Below are 16,226 nucleotides of genomic sequence, written 5' to 3' on the forward strand. Positions count from 1 at the left end.
TCAGGAAGACGACTCCGTCGCGGCCTCGCTCAGCTCGATCGGGATGACCGGGCAGTCCTTCCAGAGGCGCTCGAGCCCGTAGTAGACCCGCTCCTCACCGTGGAAGACGTGCACGATCAGGTCGCCGAAGTCCAGCAGCACCCAGCGGGCTTCCGTGCGGCCCTCACGGCGCACGCGCTTGTGACCGGCTTCGATCATCCGATCCTCGACCTCGTCGGCGATCGCGGCGACGTTGCGCTCGCTGTTGCCGGTGACGAGCAGGAAGATGTCGACCAGCGGCAGCGGCTCCGAGACGTTCAGCGCGACGAGATCCTCACCGCCCTTGGAAGCGGCGGCATCGGCGGCGATCTTGAGCATCGCCTCGGCATTCTCAGGTGATTGCATCATCCCAGCACATTCGTTGTAAATGCGACGATGAGCGCCGCGGCGACGAGCAGAGCGAGCCCGCCCGCCGTGATCGCCAAGGTCAGCATGAGCTTGTTGCCCTTGTCGGGCGCCGGTGGTCGGATGACCTCGCCGGCAGGCTTGATGGTGCTGACCGCGGAGCTGGCCGCGATCGGCGTGGGCGAGGATGCCGGCGGCAGCTCGCCGTCGATGAGGACGGAGTCGATGTCCTTGCCGTCGGTCGTCCCGTGCGCGTGGCCCTGCGACCCCATGCCCCGCGGCAGATCGTAGCTGCCGGTGATGAGCACCTCACCGGTCGAGGCGACGGGCCCGGACAGCGATCCTTCTCCCGGGTGCGTGAAGATGAGCGTGTTCGGCGCACGGTGCGAGCCGCCGGAGTCCGTCGTGATCAGTTCGTCGAACGAGGGCGTGAACTCCGGGACCTCGGACCGCTCGCCGAGGAGCTGACGTCCGAAACTCGGGCTGACGACAGGGCGCTCACCGGCGGGCACCGGTTCCGCGACCGGGAGTTCGTCCAGGTCCTCGACGGAATCGTTCTCAGGTTCGGCGTCGAATGGGAACTCGTCCTCGGTCGGCGCCGCGGCGTCGTCGGCATCCGTCGTCGCGGCGTCGGAGGTCTCATCCTCCGGCGCCTCCGGAGCTTCCGAGGCGTCCTCGGCCGGCGCCTCTGCGGGAACCGGTGCGAAGACCGGCACGCCGGAGACCACGTCGTCGGAACGCTCGCCGTTCTCCTCCTGCTCCGCATCGGCCGACTCGACCGGTTCGACCAGCGGAACGGATGCCGTGCGGATGCGCTCCTGTGCGCGGGCCTGGCGACGCGTCAACGGGGCGGAGGCGTCATCGACGTCTGCAGGCGCGGGCGGTACGTCTGCAGGCTCGGCGGCGCGCGGCAGTGGCGCGGCCGGGGGCTGCTCGGCTGCCGCTTTCGCAGCGGCTGCGGCTTCTTCCTCTCCGATGACCGGCGTGGCGCCGGTGAGGCGGATCTCCCGCAGCTGCTTGCGGGTCAGCGGCTGGTTGCCCTGCTGATCCGATGTGCTCATGCCTTGCTCCGATACAGATGATGCTTCGCGATGTACTGAACGACTCCGTCGGGAACGAGGTACCAGACCGGCTGATCGTCGCTCACACGCTCACGGCATGCCGTCGACGAGATCGACAGGGCCGGCACCTCGAGCTGGCTGACGTTGTCGCTCGGGAGGCCATCCGTGCTCAGAACGTGTCCTGGACGGGAGACCGCGACGAAGTGGGCCAGCTCCCACAGTTCATCATGGTCCCTCCAACTGAGAATTTGCGCCACGGCGTCCGCACCGCTGATGAAGAACAGCTCGGCATCCGGACGCTGCTCCTTCAGATCACGCAGCGTGTCGATGGTGTAGGTGGGACCTTCGCGGTCGATGTCGACGCGACTCACGGTGAACTGCGGGTTGGATGCCGTGGCGACCACCGTCATCAGATAGCGATGCTCGCTCGGCGTGACGTTCGGCTTCTGCCAGGGGTGGCCGGTCGGGACGAACACGACCTCATCGAGGTCGAAGGAATGCGCGACCTCGCTCGCCGCGACCAGGTGCCCGTGGTGGATCGGATCGAACGTCCCGCCCATCACTCCGATCCGGGGGGCACGCGTGGCCGTCGTCTCCATACGCCTTAGTGGCCGTGCCCCGCCCCATGGCCGTCGGCACCGTGCTTCTGCGCCCAGGCTTCAGCCTTGGCGGAGTGACGGTTGGCGACGTGACGGTACGAGAACGTGACGAGTCCCAGCACTGCGAACAGAGCTGCGGCGATCAGCCCGAAGATGAGTGTCTCCAGCGCGACGTTTCCGTGGTGCTCTGTTTCAGCGGCTGCCATCGCAATCTGTGCGACGAGGTTCATCCTGACTCCGTTTCGTGACCGGGTGCGAGTAGACGCGAACCCATCCTATCGCTCAGCCGCGTATCTGACCCGACCCACGCGCCAGCCACTTCGTACTGGTCAGCTCCGAAAGCCCCATCGGGCCTCGGGCGTGGAGCTTCTGCGTCGAGATGCCGACTTCGGCGCCGAAGCCGAACTCACTGCCGTCCGTGAAGCGCGTGGACGCATTGGCCATGACGACGGCGGAATCGACCTCGGCCAGGAACCGCTCGGCGTTGCGGGAATCGGTCGTCACGATCGACTCGGTGTGGCCGGTGCTGTACTTGCGGATGTGCGTGAGCGCGTCATCGAGCGTGTCGACGACCTTCATCGCGATGTCGAGGCTGAGGTACTCGGTAGCCCAGTCCTCCTCGGTCGCGGGGATGACGTTGCTCATCAGGCCCACGACCATGTCGTCACCGTGCACCGCCACCCCCTCGCTCTGCAGGGCGCTGGCCACCAGCGGAACCAGCCGCGGTGCCGCCTGGCGGAGGACCAGCACGGTCTCCACGGCGTTGCAGACGCTCGGTCGCTGCACCTTCGCGTTGACCACGATGTCACGCGCCCAGTCGTCCGGGGCGGACTCGTCGAGCACGATGTGCACGTTGCCCGCGCCGGTCTCGATGACGGGGACGGTCGATTCGGTGACGACGGTCTCGATGAGTGCGGCGCTGCCACGGGGCACCAGGACGTCGATGAACCCGCGGCCGTGCATGAGCGCCTTGGCGCCATCGCGCCCGAAGTCGTCCACGGTCTGCACCGCCTCCGGCGTGATGCCGGCGATCTCGAGCGCGTCCCGCATGATCTGCACGAGCACCGTGTTCGATTCGCGGGCCGCGCTGCCGCCGCGCAGCACGCTCGCGTTGCCGGAGCGCAGCGCGAGCGCCGCGATGTCGATCGTGACGTTCGGACGCGCCTCGTAGATGGCTCCGACGACGCCGAAGGGCACGCGCACCTGCTCGAGGTTCACTCCGTTCGGCATCCGGTGCCCACCGACGACCTGCCCGACCGGGTCAGGCAGCGCGGCGATCTCCCGGACTGCGGATGCCAGCGCGGAGACGCGCTTGTCGTCCAGCCGAAGCCGGTCGATCAGAGCATCCCCGATGCCGTTCTGACGACCGTTCTCGATGTCGCGGGCGTTCGCGGCGATGATCGCGACCGCGTTCTGCTCGAGCGCCTCGGCAATGCCTTCGAGTGCGCGACCCTTCTCGTCGCTGGTCAGGCGAGCAGTGACTCTCGACGCCTCCTTGGCGCGCGCGAGCCGGTCCTGCGGAGATTCGGTGGTCATCCGCTCAGCTTACGAGATGCGCCTGCCCTGTTACGCGGTGACGACCGGTTCGAACCAGGTGCCGATCTCCTCGCCCTTCAGCGCCCGGTCCACCAGATCCGCACTCGTCACGAGCGCTCCGATCCCGGATGCCGCGGCAAGGCGCGCAGCGGACGCCTTCGTGGCCGCTCCACCCGTGCCGACGCTGTTGACGACCGTCGCGCCGAACTCGAGACCGGCGAGATCGGCGTCGGCCTTGATAACGTCGATCGGCTCGGCCGTCGGATCCGTCGGCGGCTTCGTGTACAGGCAGTCGACGTCGCTGAGCAGCACCAGGCCGTCGGCCTGTATCAGCTGGGCGACCAGGGCCGCGAGGCGGTCGTTGTCTCCGAAGCGGATCTCCTGCGTGGCGACGGTGTCGTTCTCGTTCACGATCGGCAGGATGCGCAGCCCGAGCAGGCGCTCCATCGCGCGGCGCGCGTTGCTGCGCGAGGTCGGGTTCTCAAGGTCACCTGTGGTGAGCAGCACCTGTCCCGCGACGATCCGGAACGGCCGCAGCGCCTCCTGATACCGGTAGACGAGCACGTTCTGCCCCACTGCGGCGGCAGCCTGCTGTGTCGCGAGGTCGGTGGGCCTGGCATCCAGGTCGAGGAACGGGATGCCGGTGGCGATCGCACCCGAGGAGACCAGGACGATCTCGCATCCGCGCGCGTGCGCGCTCGAAAGGGCGTGAACGATCATCGGGATCCGCCACGAGGACTCGCCGCTGATCGACGACGAGCCGACCTTCACGACGATACGGGCGGCGCCGGCCAGGTCGGCACGGGTCCGCGCCGTCACGCGTCGTCCCCGTCGAAGTCCTGCCCCGCCGTTGCACGGCGTTTCTCGTCCTGCTCGGCACGGAAGGCTGCCCTGGCATCCATCCGCTCGTAGTACTGCTCGCGGCGCTCGCCTGTCGTCCTGCGCGAGTTCGGCGCGAGACGCGGGTCGGTGCCGCGCGGCGCGGTCGCGAGCTCGGCAGCCGATCGCATGGACGGCTCCCAGTCGAAGATGAGTCCCTCGCCCTCGCCGATGACCACGGTCGCACCCGGTGTCGCCCCGACGCGGAACAGCTCATCCTCGACGCCGAGGCGCTCGAGACGGTCGGCGAGGTAGCCGACGGCCTCTTCGTTCTGGAAGTCGGTCTGCTGCACCCAGCGCACCGGCTTCTCGCCGAGGATGCGGTAGTACGTGCCGTACGAGCCGCCCTCGACACGGATCGTGAACGGCTTCTCGGCTCCCCTGGGGCGGATGACGACGCGCTCCGCGGGCGCCTCGACGGCGGTCTCGGCGCGGTGCTTCTCGACGATCTCACCGAGCGCGAAAGTGAGCGGGCGGAGTCCCTCGTGCGAGACCGTGGAGATGTCGAACACGCGGAAGCCGCGCGCCTCGAGCTCCGGGCGGACCAGGTCGGCGAGGTCGCGCGCCTCGGGGACGTCGATCTTGTTCAGGGCGACGAGCTGCGGACGCTCCAGCAGGGGCGTCTGCCCCTCCGGCACCTCGTAGGCGGCGAGTTCGGCGAGGATGACGTCGAGGTCGGAGATCGGGTCGCGATCGGGCTCGAGCGTGGCGCAGTCGAGCACGTGCAGGAGCGCGGAGCACCGCTCCACGTGGCGCAGGAACTCCAGCCCGAGGCCGCGCCCCTCACTGGCGCCCTCGATCAGGCCGGGCACATCGGCGACCGTGTAGCGGGCGTCGCCGGCCTGCACGACGCCGAGATTCGGGTGCAGCGTGGTGAACGGGTAGTCGGCGATCTTCGGACGGGCTGCCGAGATCGCCGCGATCAGGCTGGACTTCCCCGCGGACGGATAGCCGACCAGGGCGACGTCTGCGACGGTCTTGAGCTCGAGGACGATATCGCCCTCGAAACCGGGGGTGCCCAGCAGAGCGAAACCGGGAGCCTTGCGCTTGGGGCTGGCGAGGGCCGCGTTGCCGAGGCCGCCTCGTCCGCCTTGGGCGACGACGAACCTGTCGCCCGGAGTGACCATGTCGATCAGGACGTCGCCGTCGGTGCTCTTGACGACCGTGCCGACCGGTACGGGAAGCTCGAGCGTCTCGCCCTCGTAGCCGGAGCGATGATCTCCCATGCCGAATCCGCCGTTGCCGGAGGATCGGTGCGGCGAGTGGTGGTACGAGAGCAGGGTGCCGGTCTGCGTGTCGGCGACGAGGACGATGTCGCCGCCGTCACCGCCGTTGCCGCCGTCAGGCCCGCCGAGCGGCTTGAACTTCTCGCGGTGCACCGAGACACAGCCGTTGCCGCCCTTGCCGGCGCGCAGATGCAGCGTCACCGTGTCGACGAACGTGACCATGTGGAACTCCCTGGATACGCGGACGGGGCGAGCCGAAGCCCGCCCCGAACCGGATGTCTTGTGCTGCGATTACTGCGCAGCGGCGACGATGTTGACGACCTTGCGGCCGCCCTTCGCGCCGAACTCGACCGCGCCCGCTTCGAGAGCGAACAGCGTGTCGTCGCCACCGCGGCCGACGTTCACGCCGGGGTGGAAGTGGGTGCCGCGCTGACGGACGATGATCTCGCCTGCGCTGACCTGCTGACCGCCGAAGCGCTTCACGCCAAGTCGCTGGGCGTTGGAGTCACGACCGTTACGGGTGGAGCTTGCGCCCTTTTTGTGTGCCATGTCCTGAGCCTCTTCTGCTTACTTGATGCCGGTGATCTTGACGCGCGTGAGCTCCTGGCGGTGGCCCTGACGCTTCTTGTAGCCGGTCTTGTTCTTGTACTTCTGGATGATGATCTTCGGGCCGCGGAGGTTGCCGATGACCTCGGCGGTCACCTTGACCTTGGCCAGCTTGTCGGCGTCGGTGGTCACCGTGGCGCCGTCGACGAGGAGCACTGCGGGCAGCTCGATCTTCTCGCCCTGGGCCGCCTGAACACGATCGAGCTGAACGATCGTGCCGACCTCGACCTTCTCCTGCCGTCCACCGGCGCGCACTACTGCGTAAACCACTTGATACCTGTTTCGTTGGGGAGCGGGAAGCTCCGGAAATCTCACGGGAAGACTGTGCCTGCGTTCGTCGCAGGTCCGACGGGTGCGAGCACAAGGCTGCAGCGCGTCGCCCTGTGGGGACGACTCAGCTCACGCACCAAGGGACTACTTTACCGGATCGGGGACACTCTCGCAAAGCGAGGGCGACCCGTGTCGCCCCGGTCGTAGGATCTCCGAGTGAGCGTACTGATCGATGACCCCATCTGGCCCGCGCACGGACGGCTGTGGGCCCATCTGGTCAGTGACAGCAGTCTGGACGAGCTGCACGCCTTCGCGCGCGCCAACCAGGTTCCGCCGCGATCCTTCGATCGCGACCACTACGACGTCCCCGAGGAGGCGCTCCCCCGGCTCCTCGCCGCCGGCGCTGAGCACGTCGGAGGCAAGGAGCTGGTTCGGCGGCTGATCGCCTCAGGACTCCGTGTCACCGCTCGCGAGCGGCGCGGTTGACGACGTCACGGTCACCGGGGTGCCGGTGAGCGCCGCGGTCGTCACGCGACGGCGGTTGCGTCCCTGACCGGGGGCCTTGGGCTCCGGAAGCGCGTCCAGCACCGAGTCGAGCAGCTGCTCCGCCTCGGTCTTGGGTGCGCTGCTGCGGTCCGAGCCGCGCTTGCGGCGCGGCTTCTTGGGGCGCTCCTGGGCGGGAGGCTGCTCAGGCTCCGCGGCAGGGGCCACGTCGATGATCGGCTCGACGCTCGGCGCGAGCGTGGATGCCGCGATCTGCGCGAGTGCGGACTTCGCCCCCTCGGGGATGCCGTGCGCGACGGAACTGCTCTGCTGCGCGTTCTGGTTCTGCTGGCCGTTCCCGCCGCGCTGGCGACGGCCTGCCGACTGCCCTCCGCCGGTGTTCGAGCGGTGTTTGACGACAGGGTCGTGGTGCACGATGACACCGCGTCCGGCGCAGACCTCACAGGCCTCGCTGAAGGTCTCCAGCAGCCCGAGGCCCAGCTTCTTGCGGGTCATCTGGACGAGCCCGAGCGAGGTGACCTCCGCGACCTGGTGCTTGGTGCGGTCGCGGCTCAGGCACTCCACGAGGCGCCGCAGCACGAGGTCGCGGTTGGACTCGAGAACCATGTCGATGAAGTCGACGACGATGATGCCGCCGATGTCGCGCAGCCGCAGCTGACGGACGATCTCCTCCGCCGCCTCGAGGTTGTTCTTCGTGACGGTCTCCTCGAGGTTTCCGCCGGAGCCGACGAACTTGCCGGTGTTGACGTCGACGACCGTCATGGCCTCGGTGCGGTCGATCACGAGCGATCCGCCGGAGGGCAGCCAGACCTTGCGGTCGAGCGCCTTCTCGATCTGCTCGGTGATGCGGAACGCGTCGAACGGGTCGACCTCGTCCTCGTAGGATTCGACGCGCTCGAGCAGGTCGGGGGCGACGCTCTCGAGGTAGGCGCGGATCGTTCGCTGGGACTCCTCGCCCTGGATGAGCATTTTCGTGAAGTCCTCGTTGAAGACGTCACGGACGATCTTGACCAGCAGGTCGGGCTCGGCGTGCAGCAGCGCGGGCGCCTGCTGGTTCTCGACCTGCTTCTGAATGTGCTCCCACTGCGAGGTGAGGCGCTGCACATCGCGGGTCAGCTGATCCTCGGTGGCGCCCTCGGCGGCCGTGCGGACGATCACGCCGCTGGACTCGGGCAGCACCTCCTTGAGGATGCGCTTCAGACGCGCGCGCTCGTTGTCGGGCAGCTTGCGGCTGATGCCGTTCATCGATCCGCCGGGCACGTACACGAGGTAGCGGCCGGGGAGGGAGATCTGGCTGGTGAGGCGCGCGCCCTTGTGGCCGACCGGGTCCTTCGTGACCTGGACGAGCACGCGGTCGCCGGGCTTGAGCGCGAGCTCGATTCGGCGGGGCTGGTTGCCGGTCTCGACGCCATCCCAGTCCACTTCGCCGGAGTACAGCACGGCATTGCGGCCTCGGCCGATATCGACGAACGCGGCCTCCATGCTCGGCAGCACGTTCTGCACGCGCCCGAGGTAGACGTTGCCGATGAGCGATGCGTCCTGGTTGCGGGCCACGTAGTGCTCGACGAGCACAGCGTCCTCGAGGACGCCGATCTGCGTGCGCCCGTTCTTGGAGCGGACGACCATCTTGCGGTCGACGGACTCGCGACGGGCGAGGAACTCCGCCTCGGTCACGACGGGGCGGCGGCGACCGGCGTCACGGCCGTCGCGACGGCGCTGCTTCTTGGCCTCGAGGCGCGTCGAGCCCTTGATCGCCTTCGGCTCGGTGATGTACTCGACGGCGCGCTGACGCTGCCGCGGCTCGTCCCGCTGCTCGTCTCCGTCGCCACTGCCGCCGCGACGGCGGCGTCCGCGGCGACCGGAGGGCGCGTCATCCTGATCGATGTCGCGCGAGCTGTCGCGCTCCCGGCCCGGACGGGCAGGGAGCGGCATGATCTCCGGCGCGTAGAAATGCAGCTGCGTGGAGACCCGCGAGACGAACACCTCGGGGATCAGGCCGAGCGAAACGGCGGTCAGCGGCTCTGGTTCGGCCGGCTTCGCCGGCTTCTTCTCGGCCTTCGACTCCGTCGACGGCCTGTCAGTGGGCTCGTCGGCGGCGGCAGACGCTTCGACAGGCTCGACGTCGGCGGCCGGAGCGGCGACGGCTGCGGTCTCAGCCTCAGCGGCCGGCTCGGCGTCGGCGGGCTCGTCCGCCCCTTCGGACTCCGCGGGCACCTCGGCCTGCGCAGCCTCGGGCTCGGCGGGCGACTCGGCCTCGGCCGACTCGGTCTCGGCGCCAGTCGAGGAATCCGACTGCGTGTCCGCGACTTCCGGAGCGTCCGGTGTTACCGGAGTCGCTTCGTTCTCGTCGAGGGTAGGGGCGTTGTTGTCATTCGTCTCATCGGCCATCTCTGGCGTACTCCCTGCGCGGGCACTGGGTGCCGCGAAATCTCGTGCGGCACCCGCGGGTGCCGCGAACTCACTCGGTTTGCGACCGGCTCATGGCTCTGATCGCGAGGGGCATTGGACCCCGAAGTCTGCGTCGATGCGTAGAACGGCGGCGCCGCACGGTGCATCACACGCCATTATCGCACCATGTCGGCCAGTTCGCGGCATCCGGGGCCCATCGTTCTGTTTTGGCCGGCTCGCCTCACGCCCCATCCATAGCGGACGCTGAGATAATCCCGATATGAGCGAGCAGCGCACCCGCCCCGTGTTCTACGCCGTCTGGCTGATCGTCGCCGGCGTCGTCGGCTGGTGGGCGGCGTTCCAGCTGACGCTCGACAAGTTCATCCAGCTCGCGAATCCGGATGCCGACCTCAGCTGCAATGTCAGCGTGATGATCCAGTGTGGGAAGAACCTGGGTTCCTGGCAGGGCGAGGTGTTCGGCTTCCCGAATCCGATCATCGGGCTCACGGGGTGGATGGCGCCCATTGTCGTGGGCGTAGCCGTGCTCGCCGGCGCACGCTTCCCCCGCTGGTTCTGGGCGACGTTCGGCGCCGGCATCCTGTTCGCCTTCGGCCTCGTGTGCTGGCTCATCGGCCAGAGCCTGTACGCGCCGAACCTCGGCGTTCTGTGCCCGTGGTGCATGCTGACCTGGGCCGTGACCATCCCGACGTTCTTCGCGACCGTCGTGCATCTGTTCCGCAACGGCACCTTCAGCAGGTCGGAGAAGGTGCAGGAGCGCGCGGGTCGCCTCATGGCGTGGGTGCCGCTCGCGACGATCGTCGCTTATGCGGTCATCGTCCTGCTGGCGCAGCTGCGCGGCCTCGACCTCCTCGGCGAGGTCGTCGGGATGCTGTTCTGAATCCTGGCCGGTCTCGACTCGCCTGCGGCTCGCTCAACCCGTTTCGTCTCGCTCCGCTAGCTCCACGACCAGCGCAATGCTCTGCGGGCCGTTGAGCGGAGCGGCCGCAGGCAGCGCAGACGAAACGGGCTGAGCGCAGCCGCTCAGCGACGAAGTGGAAGCCTGTGCCTCAGGAGAACCAGATACCCAGTTCCCGGGCGGCGGACTCGAGGCTGTCCGAGCCGTGAACGAGGTTCTGCTGCACGGCGAGGCCCCAGTCGCGGCCGAAGTCGCCGCGGATCGTGCCGGGGGCTGCCGTGGTCGGGTCGGTGGTGCCCGCCAGCGAGCGGAAGCCTTCGATGACGCGGTTTCCGGCGAGCCGGATCGCCACCGACGGCCCGGACATCATGAACTCGAGCAGCGGCTCGTAGAACGGCTTGCCCTCGTGTTCGGCGTAGTGGGCGGCGAGACGGTCGCGGTCGGGCTCGACCAGGCGGATGTCGACGAGCGCATAGCCCTTGGCCTCGATGCGGGCCAGGATCGAGCCGGTGAGGCCGCGGGCGACGCCGTCGGGCTTGACGAGGACGAGGGTTTCTTCGGTGGCCATGTCAGTCGCTCTCTGTGTGAGTGTCGGTTTCGGACGTGTTCTGATTCGCGTCGGCGGGACGTCGTGCATCCAACCGGGCCCCCATGATCGTCGCATACGCCCACATGCCTCCGAAAACCAGCACCACGAGGAGGATGGCGGGGACGAAGATCGCGGACAGTGCCACGATCCCCTGCAGCACCCACCCGGCGGCGATGGCCCAGGGCTTGGTGATCATTCCGGCGAGGGCGATCATCGCGACGGCGACGACGAGGCCGCCGACGACCGCCCACCACTGCGGGATTCCGGCGGGAAGCGTCTTCAGGCCGAAGATGGTGAGGCCGACCAGCACCACGACGATCGCCTCGAATCCGAGCACGATCGGTGCGAGCTTCTGCACCAGGGTGCGCTGGGCCCTCATGCGCGCCACCCCGACTTCCAGTCCTCGTCCTCGGCGAGGGCGATGGCCTCGCCTGCGAGCACGACCGATCCTGCGATCACGACGGCGCGGCGGTCGGACGACGCCGCCCATTCGCGCGCGGCGTCGGCGGCATCGGCCAGTGAAGGATGAACGGTCGCCCGATACCCAGCGTTCTCGACCAGGTCGGCGAGGGAATCCGCGTCGCTGGCGCGATCGGACTCCGGTGCGGTGGTGAACACGTGAGCTGCCGCGGGCGCGAGCCGGGCGATGATGCCGGCGGCGTCCTTGTCGGCGAGGACGCCGAGCACCAGGCCCCACTCGTCGAAGTCGAAGCTGTCGCCCAGCGATTGCGCGAGCGCCTCGGCGCCGTGCGGATTGTGTGCGGCGTCGACGATCACGGTCGGCGCGATGCCGAGCAGCTGCAGGCGCCCGGGCGAGGTCGCGCCCTGCAGCCCGTCGGTGATGATGTCCTCGGCGATGCGCTGCGAGCCCGCGCCGATCAGCGACTCCACCGCGGCCACGGCGAGGCCCGCGTTGTGTCCCTGATGCGCGCCGTACAGAGGCAGGTACTCCTCGACGTACGCCCCGGCGAGGCCACGGATCGTCAGCAGCTGTCCGCCGACGGCGAGCTTCTGCTCGGTGAGCCCGAACTCCTCGCCGTCGAACGCGATCGTGGCGTTCTTCTCGGCGGCGACGCGGCGCAGCACCTCGGCCGCCTCGGCGGGCTGCTGGGCCGAAACGACCGCCGCGCCCTCCTTGATGATGCCGGCCTTGACCTCGGCGATCCTGGCGATCGTGTCGCCCAGGCGGTCGGCGTGGTCGAGGGCGATCGGGGCGAACACGGCGACGTCGCCGTCGGCGGTGTTCGTGGAGTCCCAGGAGCCGCCCATGCCCACTTCGAGTACGAGCACGTCGACAGGGGCGTCGGAGGCAGCGACGAACGCAAGCACCGTGAGCAGTTCGAAGAACGTCAGCGGTGCGTCGCCTGCGGCCTCCAGCTCGGCATCAACGATCTGCGCGAAGGGCTCGATCTCGTCCCAGGCGTCGGCGATCGCGGCATCCGCGATGGGTTCGCCGTCGATCATGATGCGCTCGGTGAACCGCTCCAGGTGCGGGCTCGTGAACATGCCTGTGCGCAGGCCGTGCGCGCGCAGCAGGCTCTCGATGATGCGGGCTGTCGAGGTCTTGCCGTTCGTGCCCGTTATGTGCACCACGCGGTACGTCTTCTGCGGATCGTCGAGCAGCTCGAGGATGCGGGCGGTGCGCTCCTTGCGGGGCTGCACCCACCGCTCCCCTGCCCGGGCGAGCAGTGCCTCGTAGACGGCGTCGGCGCGGTCGCGGTCAGACATTCGTCGCTCCTCCTGCTTCGGGATCGTTCCTCGTGTCGGTGTCGATCGTCACGATGATGGGAGCCTTGGTCGAGCCGAGCGCTGTCGCACCGCTGCGGAACACGCCGTCACCGGGGCTGGTGACGTTCTTGACGAGCTCGTCCATCTCCTCAGTCGCCTGAACGGCGAACGCGACAGCGAGGGTCTCCCCCGCGATGAGCTCGGCGTGCGCCTGCAGCGCCTCCGCGTTCTCGGGTGAGACGTTCAGCGCCAGCACGATCCGGTCACTGACGTCGAGGCCTGCGTTCTTGCGCGCTTCCTGGACGACGCGGATCGCGTCGCGCGCCATTCCCTCGGCCTCGAGCTCCGGGGTCGTCTGCGTGTCGAGCAGTACGAATCCTCCACCGGGCACGACAGCGAGCGCTTCGCCCTCAGGACGCCCGGCCGTCTCGAGCACGAGCTCGTACTCCTGGGGCTCCAGCGCGATGCCGTCGACGACCACTACGCCGTTCTGCTCCTCCCAGACACCGGCCCTGGCGCCGGCGATGACGTGCTGCACCTGCTTGCCCAGGCGCGGACCCGCGGCGCGGGCGTTGACGCTGAGGCGGTGGCTGATGCCGTACTCGGCGGCAGCCGTGTCGGTGAGTTGGACGAGCTCGACGGCCTTCACGTTGAGCTCATCACGCAGGATGTCCTCGAATTGCCCGAGCTGATCGGCCACCGGCGAGACGACGGTGAAACGTGCGAGCGGCAGGCGCACGCGCAGCTTCTCCTTCTTGCGCAGGGCGTTGCCGACGCTGGACAGCTCGCGCACGGCATCCATCGCTTCGCGGATGTCGTCGGCTGCGGGGAACGCATCGGCGTCCGGCCAATCGGTCAGGTGCACGCTGCGTCCGCCCGTGAGCCCCTGCCAGATGCGCTCGCTCACGAGCGGCACGAGGGGCGCGGCGACCCGCGTCAGCGTCTCGAGAACGGTGTACAGCGTGTCGAAGGCGTCGGTCGCGCCCTCGGCGGATGAGTCGGCGCCGACCCAGAAGCGGTCGCGCGAGCGGCGGATGTACCAGTTCGTCAGCACCTCGGCGAAATCGCGCAGGCGTGCGGATGCCGTCGTCGAGTCGAGTCCTTCGAGGTCGGATGCCACGTCGCGCACGAGTTCACCGAGGCGGGACAGGATGTACCGGTCGAGCACGTCCGTGGAGTCCGTGCGCCACGTCGCCTGGTAGCCGTCGCCGGAGGCGTTGGCGTAGGTCGCGAAGAAGTACCACGAACTCCACAGCGGCAGCAGGAACTCGCGGACGCCGGCGCGGATGCCCTCCTCGGTGACGGCGAGGTTGCCGCCGCGCAGCACCGAACTGGACATGAGGAACCAGCGCATGGCGTCCGAGCCGTCGCGTTCGAGCACCTCGGAGACGTCCGGGTAGTTGCGCAGCGACTTCGACATCTTGTAGCCGTCGCTGCCGAGCACGATGCCGTGGCAGCTGACGCCCGTGAACGCCGGGCGGTCGAACAGTGCCGTGGAGAGCACGTGCATGACGTAGAACCAGCCGCGGGTCTGGCCGATGTACTCGACGATGAAGTCCGCCGGCGAGTGCGAGTCGAACCATTCGTGGTTCTCGAACGGGTAGTGCACCTGGGCGTAGGGCATGGACCCGGAGTCGAACCACACGTCGAAGACGTCCTCGATGCGGCGCATGGTGCTCTTGCCGGTCGGGTCGTCCGGGTTCGGGCGCGTCAGGTCGTCGATGTACGGGCGGTGCAGGTCGATCTCACCCTGCGGGTTGCATGGCAGAACACCGAAGTCGCGCTCGAGCTCCTCGAGGGATCCGTAGGCGTCGACCCGCGGGTACTCGGGGTCGTCGCTCTTCCAGATCGGGATGGGCGAGCCCCAGTACCGGTTGCGGCTGATCGACCAGTCGCGAGCGCCTTCGAGCCACTTGCCGAACTGGCCCTCCTTGACGTTCTCGGGCACCCAGGTGATCTGCTCGTTGTTCGCGAGCATCTTGTCCTTGATGTCGGTGACGCGGATGAACCAGCTCGACACGGCCTTGTAGATCAGGGGGTTCCGGCAGCGCCAGCAGTGCGGGTAGGAGTGCACGTAGCTCTGCATCCGGAGGAGACGGCCGTTGTCGCGGATGAGACGCACGAGTGCGGAGTTCGCATCCATCCACAACTCGCCTGCGACATCCGTGACGCTCGGGAGGAACCGCCCGCCATCGTCGAGCGAGAGGATCGTCGGGATGCCGGCCTCCCCGGCCACGCGCTGGTCGTCCTCACCATAGGCCGGAGCCTGGTGGACGATGCCGGTGCCGTCGGTGGTCGTGACGTAGTCGTCGACGAGGATCCGCCAGGCGTTCTCCGTGCCGTAGACCTCGGCGTCGGCGTAGTAGTCGAACAGGCGGTCGTAGCCGACGTCCCTCAGCTCTTCACCCTTGAGCGTCGCATGCACGGCGGCGAGAGCATCCTCTGCGCTGCCGTAGCCGAGATCCTTGGCGTAGCCGCCCAGGAGATCACGGGCGAGCAGGTAGCGATGAGCCGACGCTTCGACGGCGATGCGGTCCGCCTCCGGTGCCGCGCGGCTCTGATGCACGTCGGCGGCGCCTTCGGGACCCGCGGGAAGTACGACGTAGTCGATGTCCGGACCCACGGCGAGCGCGAGGTTCGTCGGAAGCGTCCAGGGTGTCGTCGTCCAGGCGAGTGCTCTGACGCCGGTGAGCCCGAGGGACTCGGCCTTGGCGCCGACGAGCGGGAAGGTGACGGTGACGGACGGGTCCTGGCGGTCCTGGTACACGTCGTCGTCCATGCGCAGCTCGTGGGCGCTGAGCGGGGTCTCGTCGCGCCAGCAGTACGGCAGGACGCGGTAGCCCTCGTAGGCGAGGCCCTTGTCGTAGAGGGTCTTGAAGGCCCAGAGCACGCTCTCCATGTAGCCGAGGTCGAGCGTCTTGTAGCCGCGCTCGAAGTCGACCCAGCGGGCCTGGCGGGTGACGTAGTCCTTCCACTCCTCCGTGTAGGCGAGGACGGATTCGCGGGCCTTGCCGTTGAAGACATCGATGCCCATGTCTTCGATCTCGCTCTTCTCGGTGATCCCGAGCTGCTTCATGGCCTCGAGCTCCGCGGGCAGTCCGTGCGTGTCCCAGCCGAAGACACGGTCGACCATCTTGCCGCGCATGGTCTGGAAGCGCGGGAACAGGTCCTTGGCGTAGCCGGTGAGCAGGTGGCCGTAGTGCGGAAGTCCGTTGGCGAACGGAGGGCCGTCGTAGAAGACCCACTCGTCCGCGCCCTGGCGCTGCGCGATCGATGCGCGGAAGGTGTCGTCGCTCTTCCAGAACTCGAGGATCTCGCGCTCGATCTGCGGGAACCGCGGGGATGCTGCGACGGTCGCCGGAGCGTCGGCGGCGGGGCCGAAGGATGAGGTGCGGGGGTAGGTCATGTGTGCTCGCAGTGTCGTGGGTGGATGCTGCTTGCGAGGACGATCCGGGGACCGCGGTACCACCTCGCGTGCCGCGCCTCACGGCGCTGCCACTCTCACTGCGGCGATGACGGGCCTGCCCCGCTCGGTTCTAC

General features: G+C 68.5%; 16 protein-coding genes. 2 read left to right on the forward strand and 14 right to left on the reverse strand.

Annotation, left to right across the window (positions count from 1 at the left end; genetic code table 11):
* From rsfS to rplU, 9 genes are all read right to left on the reverse strand, one after another.
* Positions 1-384: a ribosome silencing factor gene (rsfS, locus tag IM776_RS09475; protein WP_194419827.1), complete on the reverse strand. Its 384-nt coding sequence runs from the start codon at positions 382-384 to the stop codon at positions 1-3.
* Positions 384-1,445: a prolipoprotein diacylglyceryl transferase gene (locus tag IM776_RS09480; protein WP_194419828.1), complete on the reverse strand. Its 1,062-nt coding sequence runs from the start codon at positions 1,443-1,445 to the stop codon at positions 384-386. The genes rsfS and IM776_RS09480 overlap by 1 nt, the downstream gene beginning before the upstream one ends.
* Positions 1,442-2,044 (reverse strand): nicotinate-nucleotide adenylyltransferase, encoded by a 603-nt coding sequence (nadD, locus tag IM776_RS09485; protein WP_194419829.1) that lies wholly within the window; start codon positions 2,042-2,044, stop codon positions 1,442-1,444. The genes IM776_RS09480 and nadD overlap by 4 nt, the downstream gene beginning before the upstream one ends.
* Positions 2,045-2,049: 5 nt before the next feature.
* Positions 2,050-2,274, reverse strand: coding sequence for a hypothetical protein (locus IM776_RS09490; protein ID WP_144796506.1), 225 nt, complete (start codon positions 2,272-2,274; stop codon positions 2,050-2,052).
* A 52-nt stretch (positions 2,275-2,326) separates the two neighbouring features.
* Positions 2,327-3,580, reverse strand: coding sequence for a glutamate-5-semialdehyde dehydrogenase (locus tag IM776_RS09495; RefSeq protein ID WP_194419830.1), 1,254 nt, complete (start codon positions 3,578-3,580; stop codon positions 2,327-2,329).
* 30 nt (positions 3,581-3,610) lie between these two features.
* Positions 3,611-4,399 carry a glutamate 5-kinase gene (gene proB, locus IM776_RS09500; RefSeq protein ID WP_194419831.1) on the reverse strand — a complete coding sequence of 263 codons (789 nt, stop codon included), beginning with the start codon at positions 4,397-4,399 and terminating at the stop codon, positions 3,611-3,613.
* Positions 4,396-5,907: a GTPase ObgE gene (gene obgE, locus IM776_RS09505; RefSeq protein ID WP_194419832.1), complete on the reverse strand. Its 1,512-nt coding sequence runs from the start codon at positions 5,905-5,907 to the stop codon at positions 4,396-4,398. Before obgE ends, proB begins: the two co-directional genes overlap by 4 nt.
* A 69-nt stretch (positions 5,908-5,976) precedes the next feature.
* Complete coding sequence (rpmA, locus tag IM776_RS09510) at positions 5,977-6,234, reverse strand: 50S ribosomal protein L27 (protein ID WP_147039363.1); 258 nt, start codon at positions 6,232-6,234, stop codon at positions 5,977-5,979.
* An 18-nt stretch (positions 6,235-6,252) separates the two neighbouring features.
* Positions 6,253-6,561, reverse strand: a complete 309-nt coding sequence (gene rplU, locus IM776_RS09515) for a 50S ribosomal protein L21 (RefSeq protein ID WP_194419833.1) — start codon at positions 6,559-6,561, stop codon at positions 6,253-6,255.
* 216 nt (positions 6,562-6,777) lie between these two features.
* Here rplU and IM776_RS09520 point away from each other — a divergent pair, with 216 nt between their 5' ends.
* Positions 6,778-7,047 (forward strand): DUF4031 domain-containing protein, encoded by a 270-nt coding sequence (locus IM776_RS09520; protein ID WP_194419834.1) that lies wholly within the window; start codon positions 6,778-6,780, stop codon positions 7,045-7,047.
* Here IM776_RS09520 and IM776_RS09525 read toward each other — a convergent pair.
* Complete coding sequence (locus IM776_RS09525) at positions 7,009-9,453, reverse strand: Rne/Rng family ribonuclease (RefSeq protein WP_228479701.1); 2,445 nt, start codon at positions 9,451-9,453, stop codon at positions 7,009-7,011. The genes IM776_RS09520 and IM776_RS09525 overlap by 39 nt on opposite strands.
* Before the next feature lie 280 nt (positions 9,454-9,733).
* On the opposite strand from IM776_RS09525, the gene IM776_RS09530 reads away from it, so the two are divergent.
* On the forward strand, positions 9,734-10,351 hold the full coding sequence (locus IM776_RS09530; RefSeq protein WP_194419835.1) for a vitamin K epoxide reductase family protein: 618 nt from the start codon (positions 9,734-9,736) through the stop codon (positions 10,349-10,351).
* 169 nt (positions 10,352-10,520) lie between these two features.
* On the opposite strand, the gene ndk is transcribed toward IM776_RS09530, so the two are convergent.
* The 4 genes from ndk to ileS are packed head-to-tail and all read right to left on the reverse strand — an operon-like array spanning position 10,521 to position 16,092.
* On the reverse strand, positions 10,521-10,937 hold the full coding sequence (gene ndk, locus IM776_RS09535) for a nucleoside-diphosphate kinase (protein WP_194419836.1): 417 nt from the start codon (positions 10,935-10,937) through the stop codon (positions 10,521-10,523).
* Between the two features lies 1 nt (position 10,938).
* A complete protein-coding gene (locus tag IM776_RS09540; RefSeq protein ID WP_194419837.1) occupies positions 10,939-11,337 on the reverse strand; it encodes a DUF4233 domain-containing protein in 399 nt (132 codons plus the stop codon).
* Positions 11,334-12,686, reverse strand: coding sequence for a bifunctional folylpolyglutamate synthase/dihydrofolate synthase (locus tag IM776_RS09545; protein WP_194419838.1), 1,353 nt, complete (start codon positions 12,684-12,686; stop codon positions 11,334-11,336). Before IM776_RS09545 ends, IM776_RS09540 begins: the two co-directional genes overlap by 4 nt.
* Positions 12,679-16,092 carry an isoleucine--tRNA ligase gene (ileS, locus tag IM776_RS09550; protein WP_194419839.1) on the reverse strand — a complete coding sequence of 1,138 codons (3,414 nt, stop codon included), beginning with the start codon at positions 16,090-16,092 and terminating at the stop codon, positions 12,679-12,681. The genes IM776_RS09545 and ileS overlap by 8 nt, the downstream gene beginning before the upstream one ends.
* Positions 16,093-16,226: the final 134 nt, after the last annotated feature.

Source organism: Microbacterium abyssi (assembly GCF_015277895.1).
Taxonomy (GTDB): domain Bacteria; phylum Actinomycetota; class Actinomycetes; order Actinomycetales; family Microbacteriaceae; genus Microbacterium; species Microbacterium abyssi.

Bases quoted from the DNA above. Each gene is read 5' to 3' on its own strand.
- rsfS (WP_194419827.1), bottom strand. From the start codon at position 384: ATGCAATCACCTGAGAATGCCGAGGCGATGCTCAAGATCGCCGCCGAT.
- IM776_RS09480 (WP_194419828.1), bottom strand. From the start codon at position 1,445: ATGAGCACATCGGATCAGCAGGGCAACCAGCCGCTGACCCGCAAGCAG.
- nadD (WP_194419829.1), bottom strand. From the start codon at position 2,044: ATGGAGACGACGGCCACGCGTGCCCCCCGGATCGGAGTGATGGGCGGG.
- IM776_RS09490 (WP_144796506.1), bottom strand. From the start codon at position 2,274: ATGAACCTCGTCGCACAGATTGCGATGGCAGCCGCTGAAACAGAGCAC.
- IM776_RS09495 (WP_194419830.1), bottom strand. From the start codon at position 3,580: ATGACCACCGAATCTCCGCAGGACCGGCTCGCGCGCGCCAAGGAGGCG.
- obgE (WP_194419832.1), bottom strand. From the start codon at position 5,907: ATGGTCACGTTCGTCGACACGGTGACGCTGCATCTGCGCGCCGGCAAG.
- rpmA (WP_147039363.1), bottom strand. From the start codon at position 6,234: ATGGCACACAAAAAGGGCGCAAGCTCCACCCGTAACGGTCGTGACTCC.
- IM776_RS09525 (WP_228479701.1), bottom strand. From the start codon at position 9,453: ATGGCCGATGAGACGAATGACAACAACGCCCCTACCCTCGACGAGAAC.
- IM776_RS09530 (WP_194419835.1), top strand. From the start codon at position 9,734: ATGAGCGAGCAGCGCACCCGCCCCGTGTTCTACGCCGTCTGGCTGATC.
- ndk (WP_194419836.1), bottom strand. From the start codon at position 10,937: ATGGCCACCGAAGAAACCCTCGTCCTCGTCAAGCCCGACGGCGTCGCC.
- IM776_RS09540 (WP_194419837.1), bottom strand. From the start codon at position 11,337: ATGAGGGCCCAGCGCACCCTGGTGCAGAAGCTCGCACCGATCGTGCTC.
- IM776_RS09545 (WP_194419838.1), bottom strand. From the start codon at position 12,686: ATGTCTGACCGCGACCGCGCCGACGCCGTCTACGAGGCACTGCTCGCC.
- ileS (WP_194419839.1), bottom strand. From the start codon at position 16,092: ATGACCTACCCCCGCACCTCATCCTTCGGCCCCGCCGCCGACGCTCCG.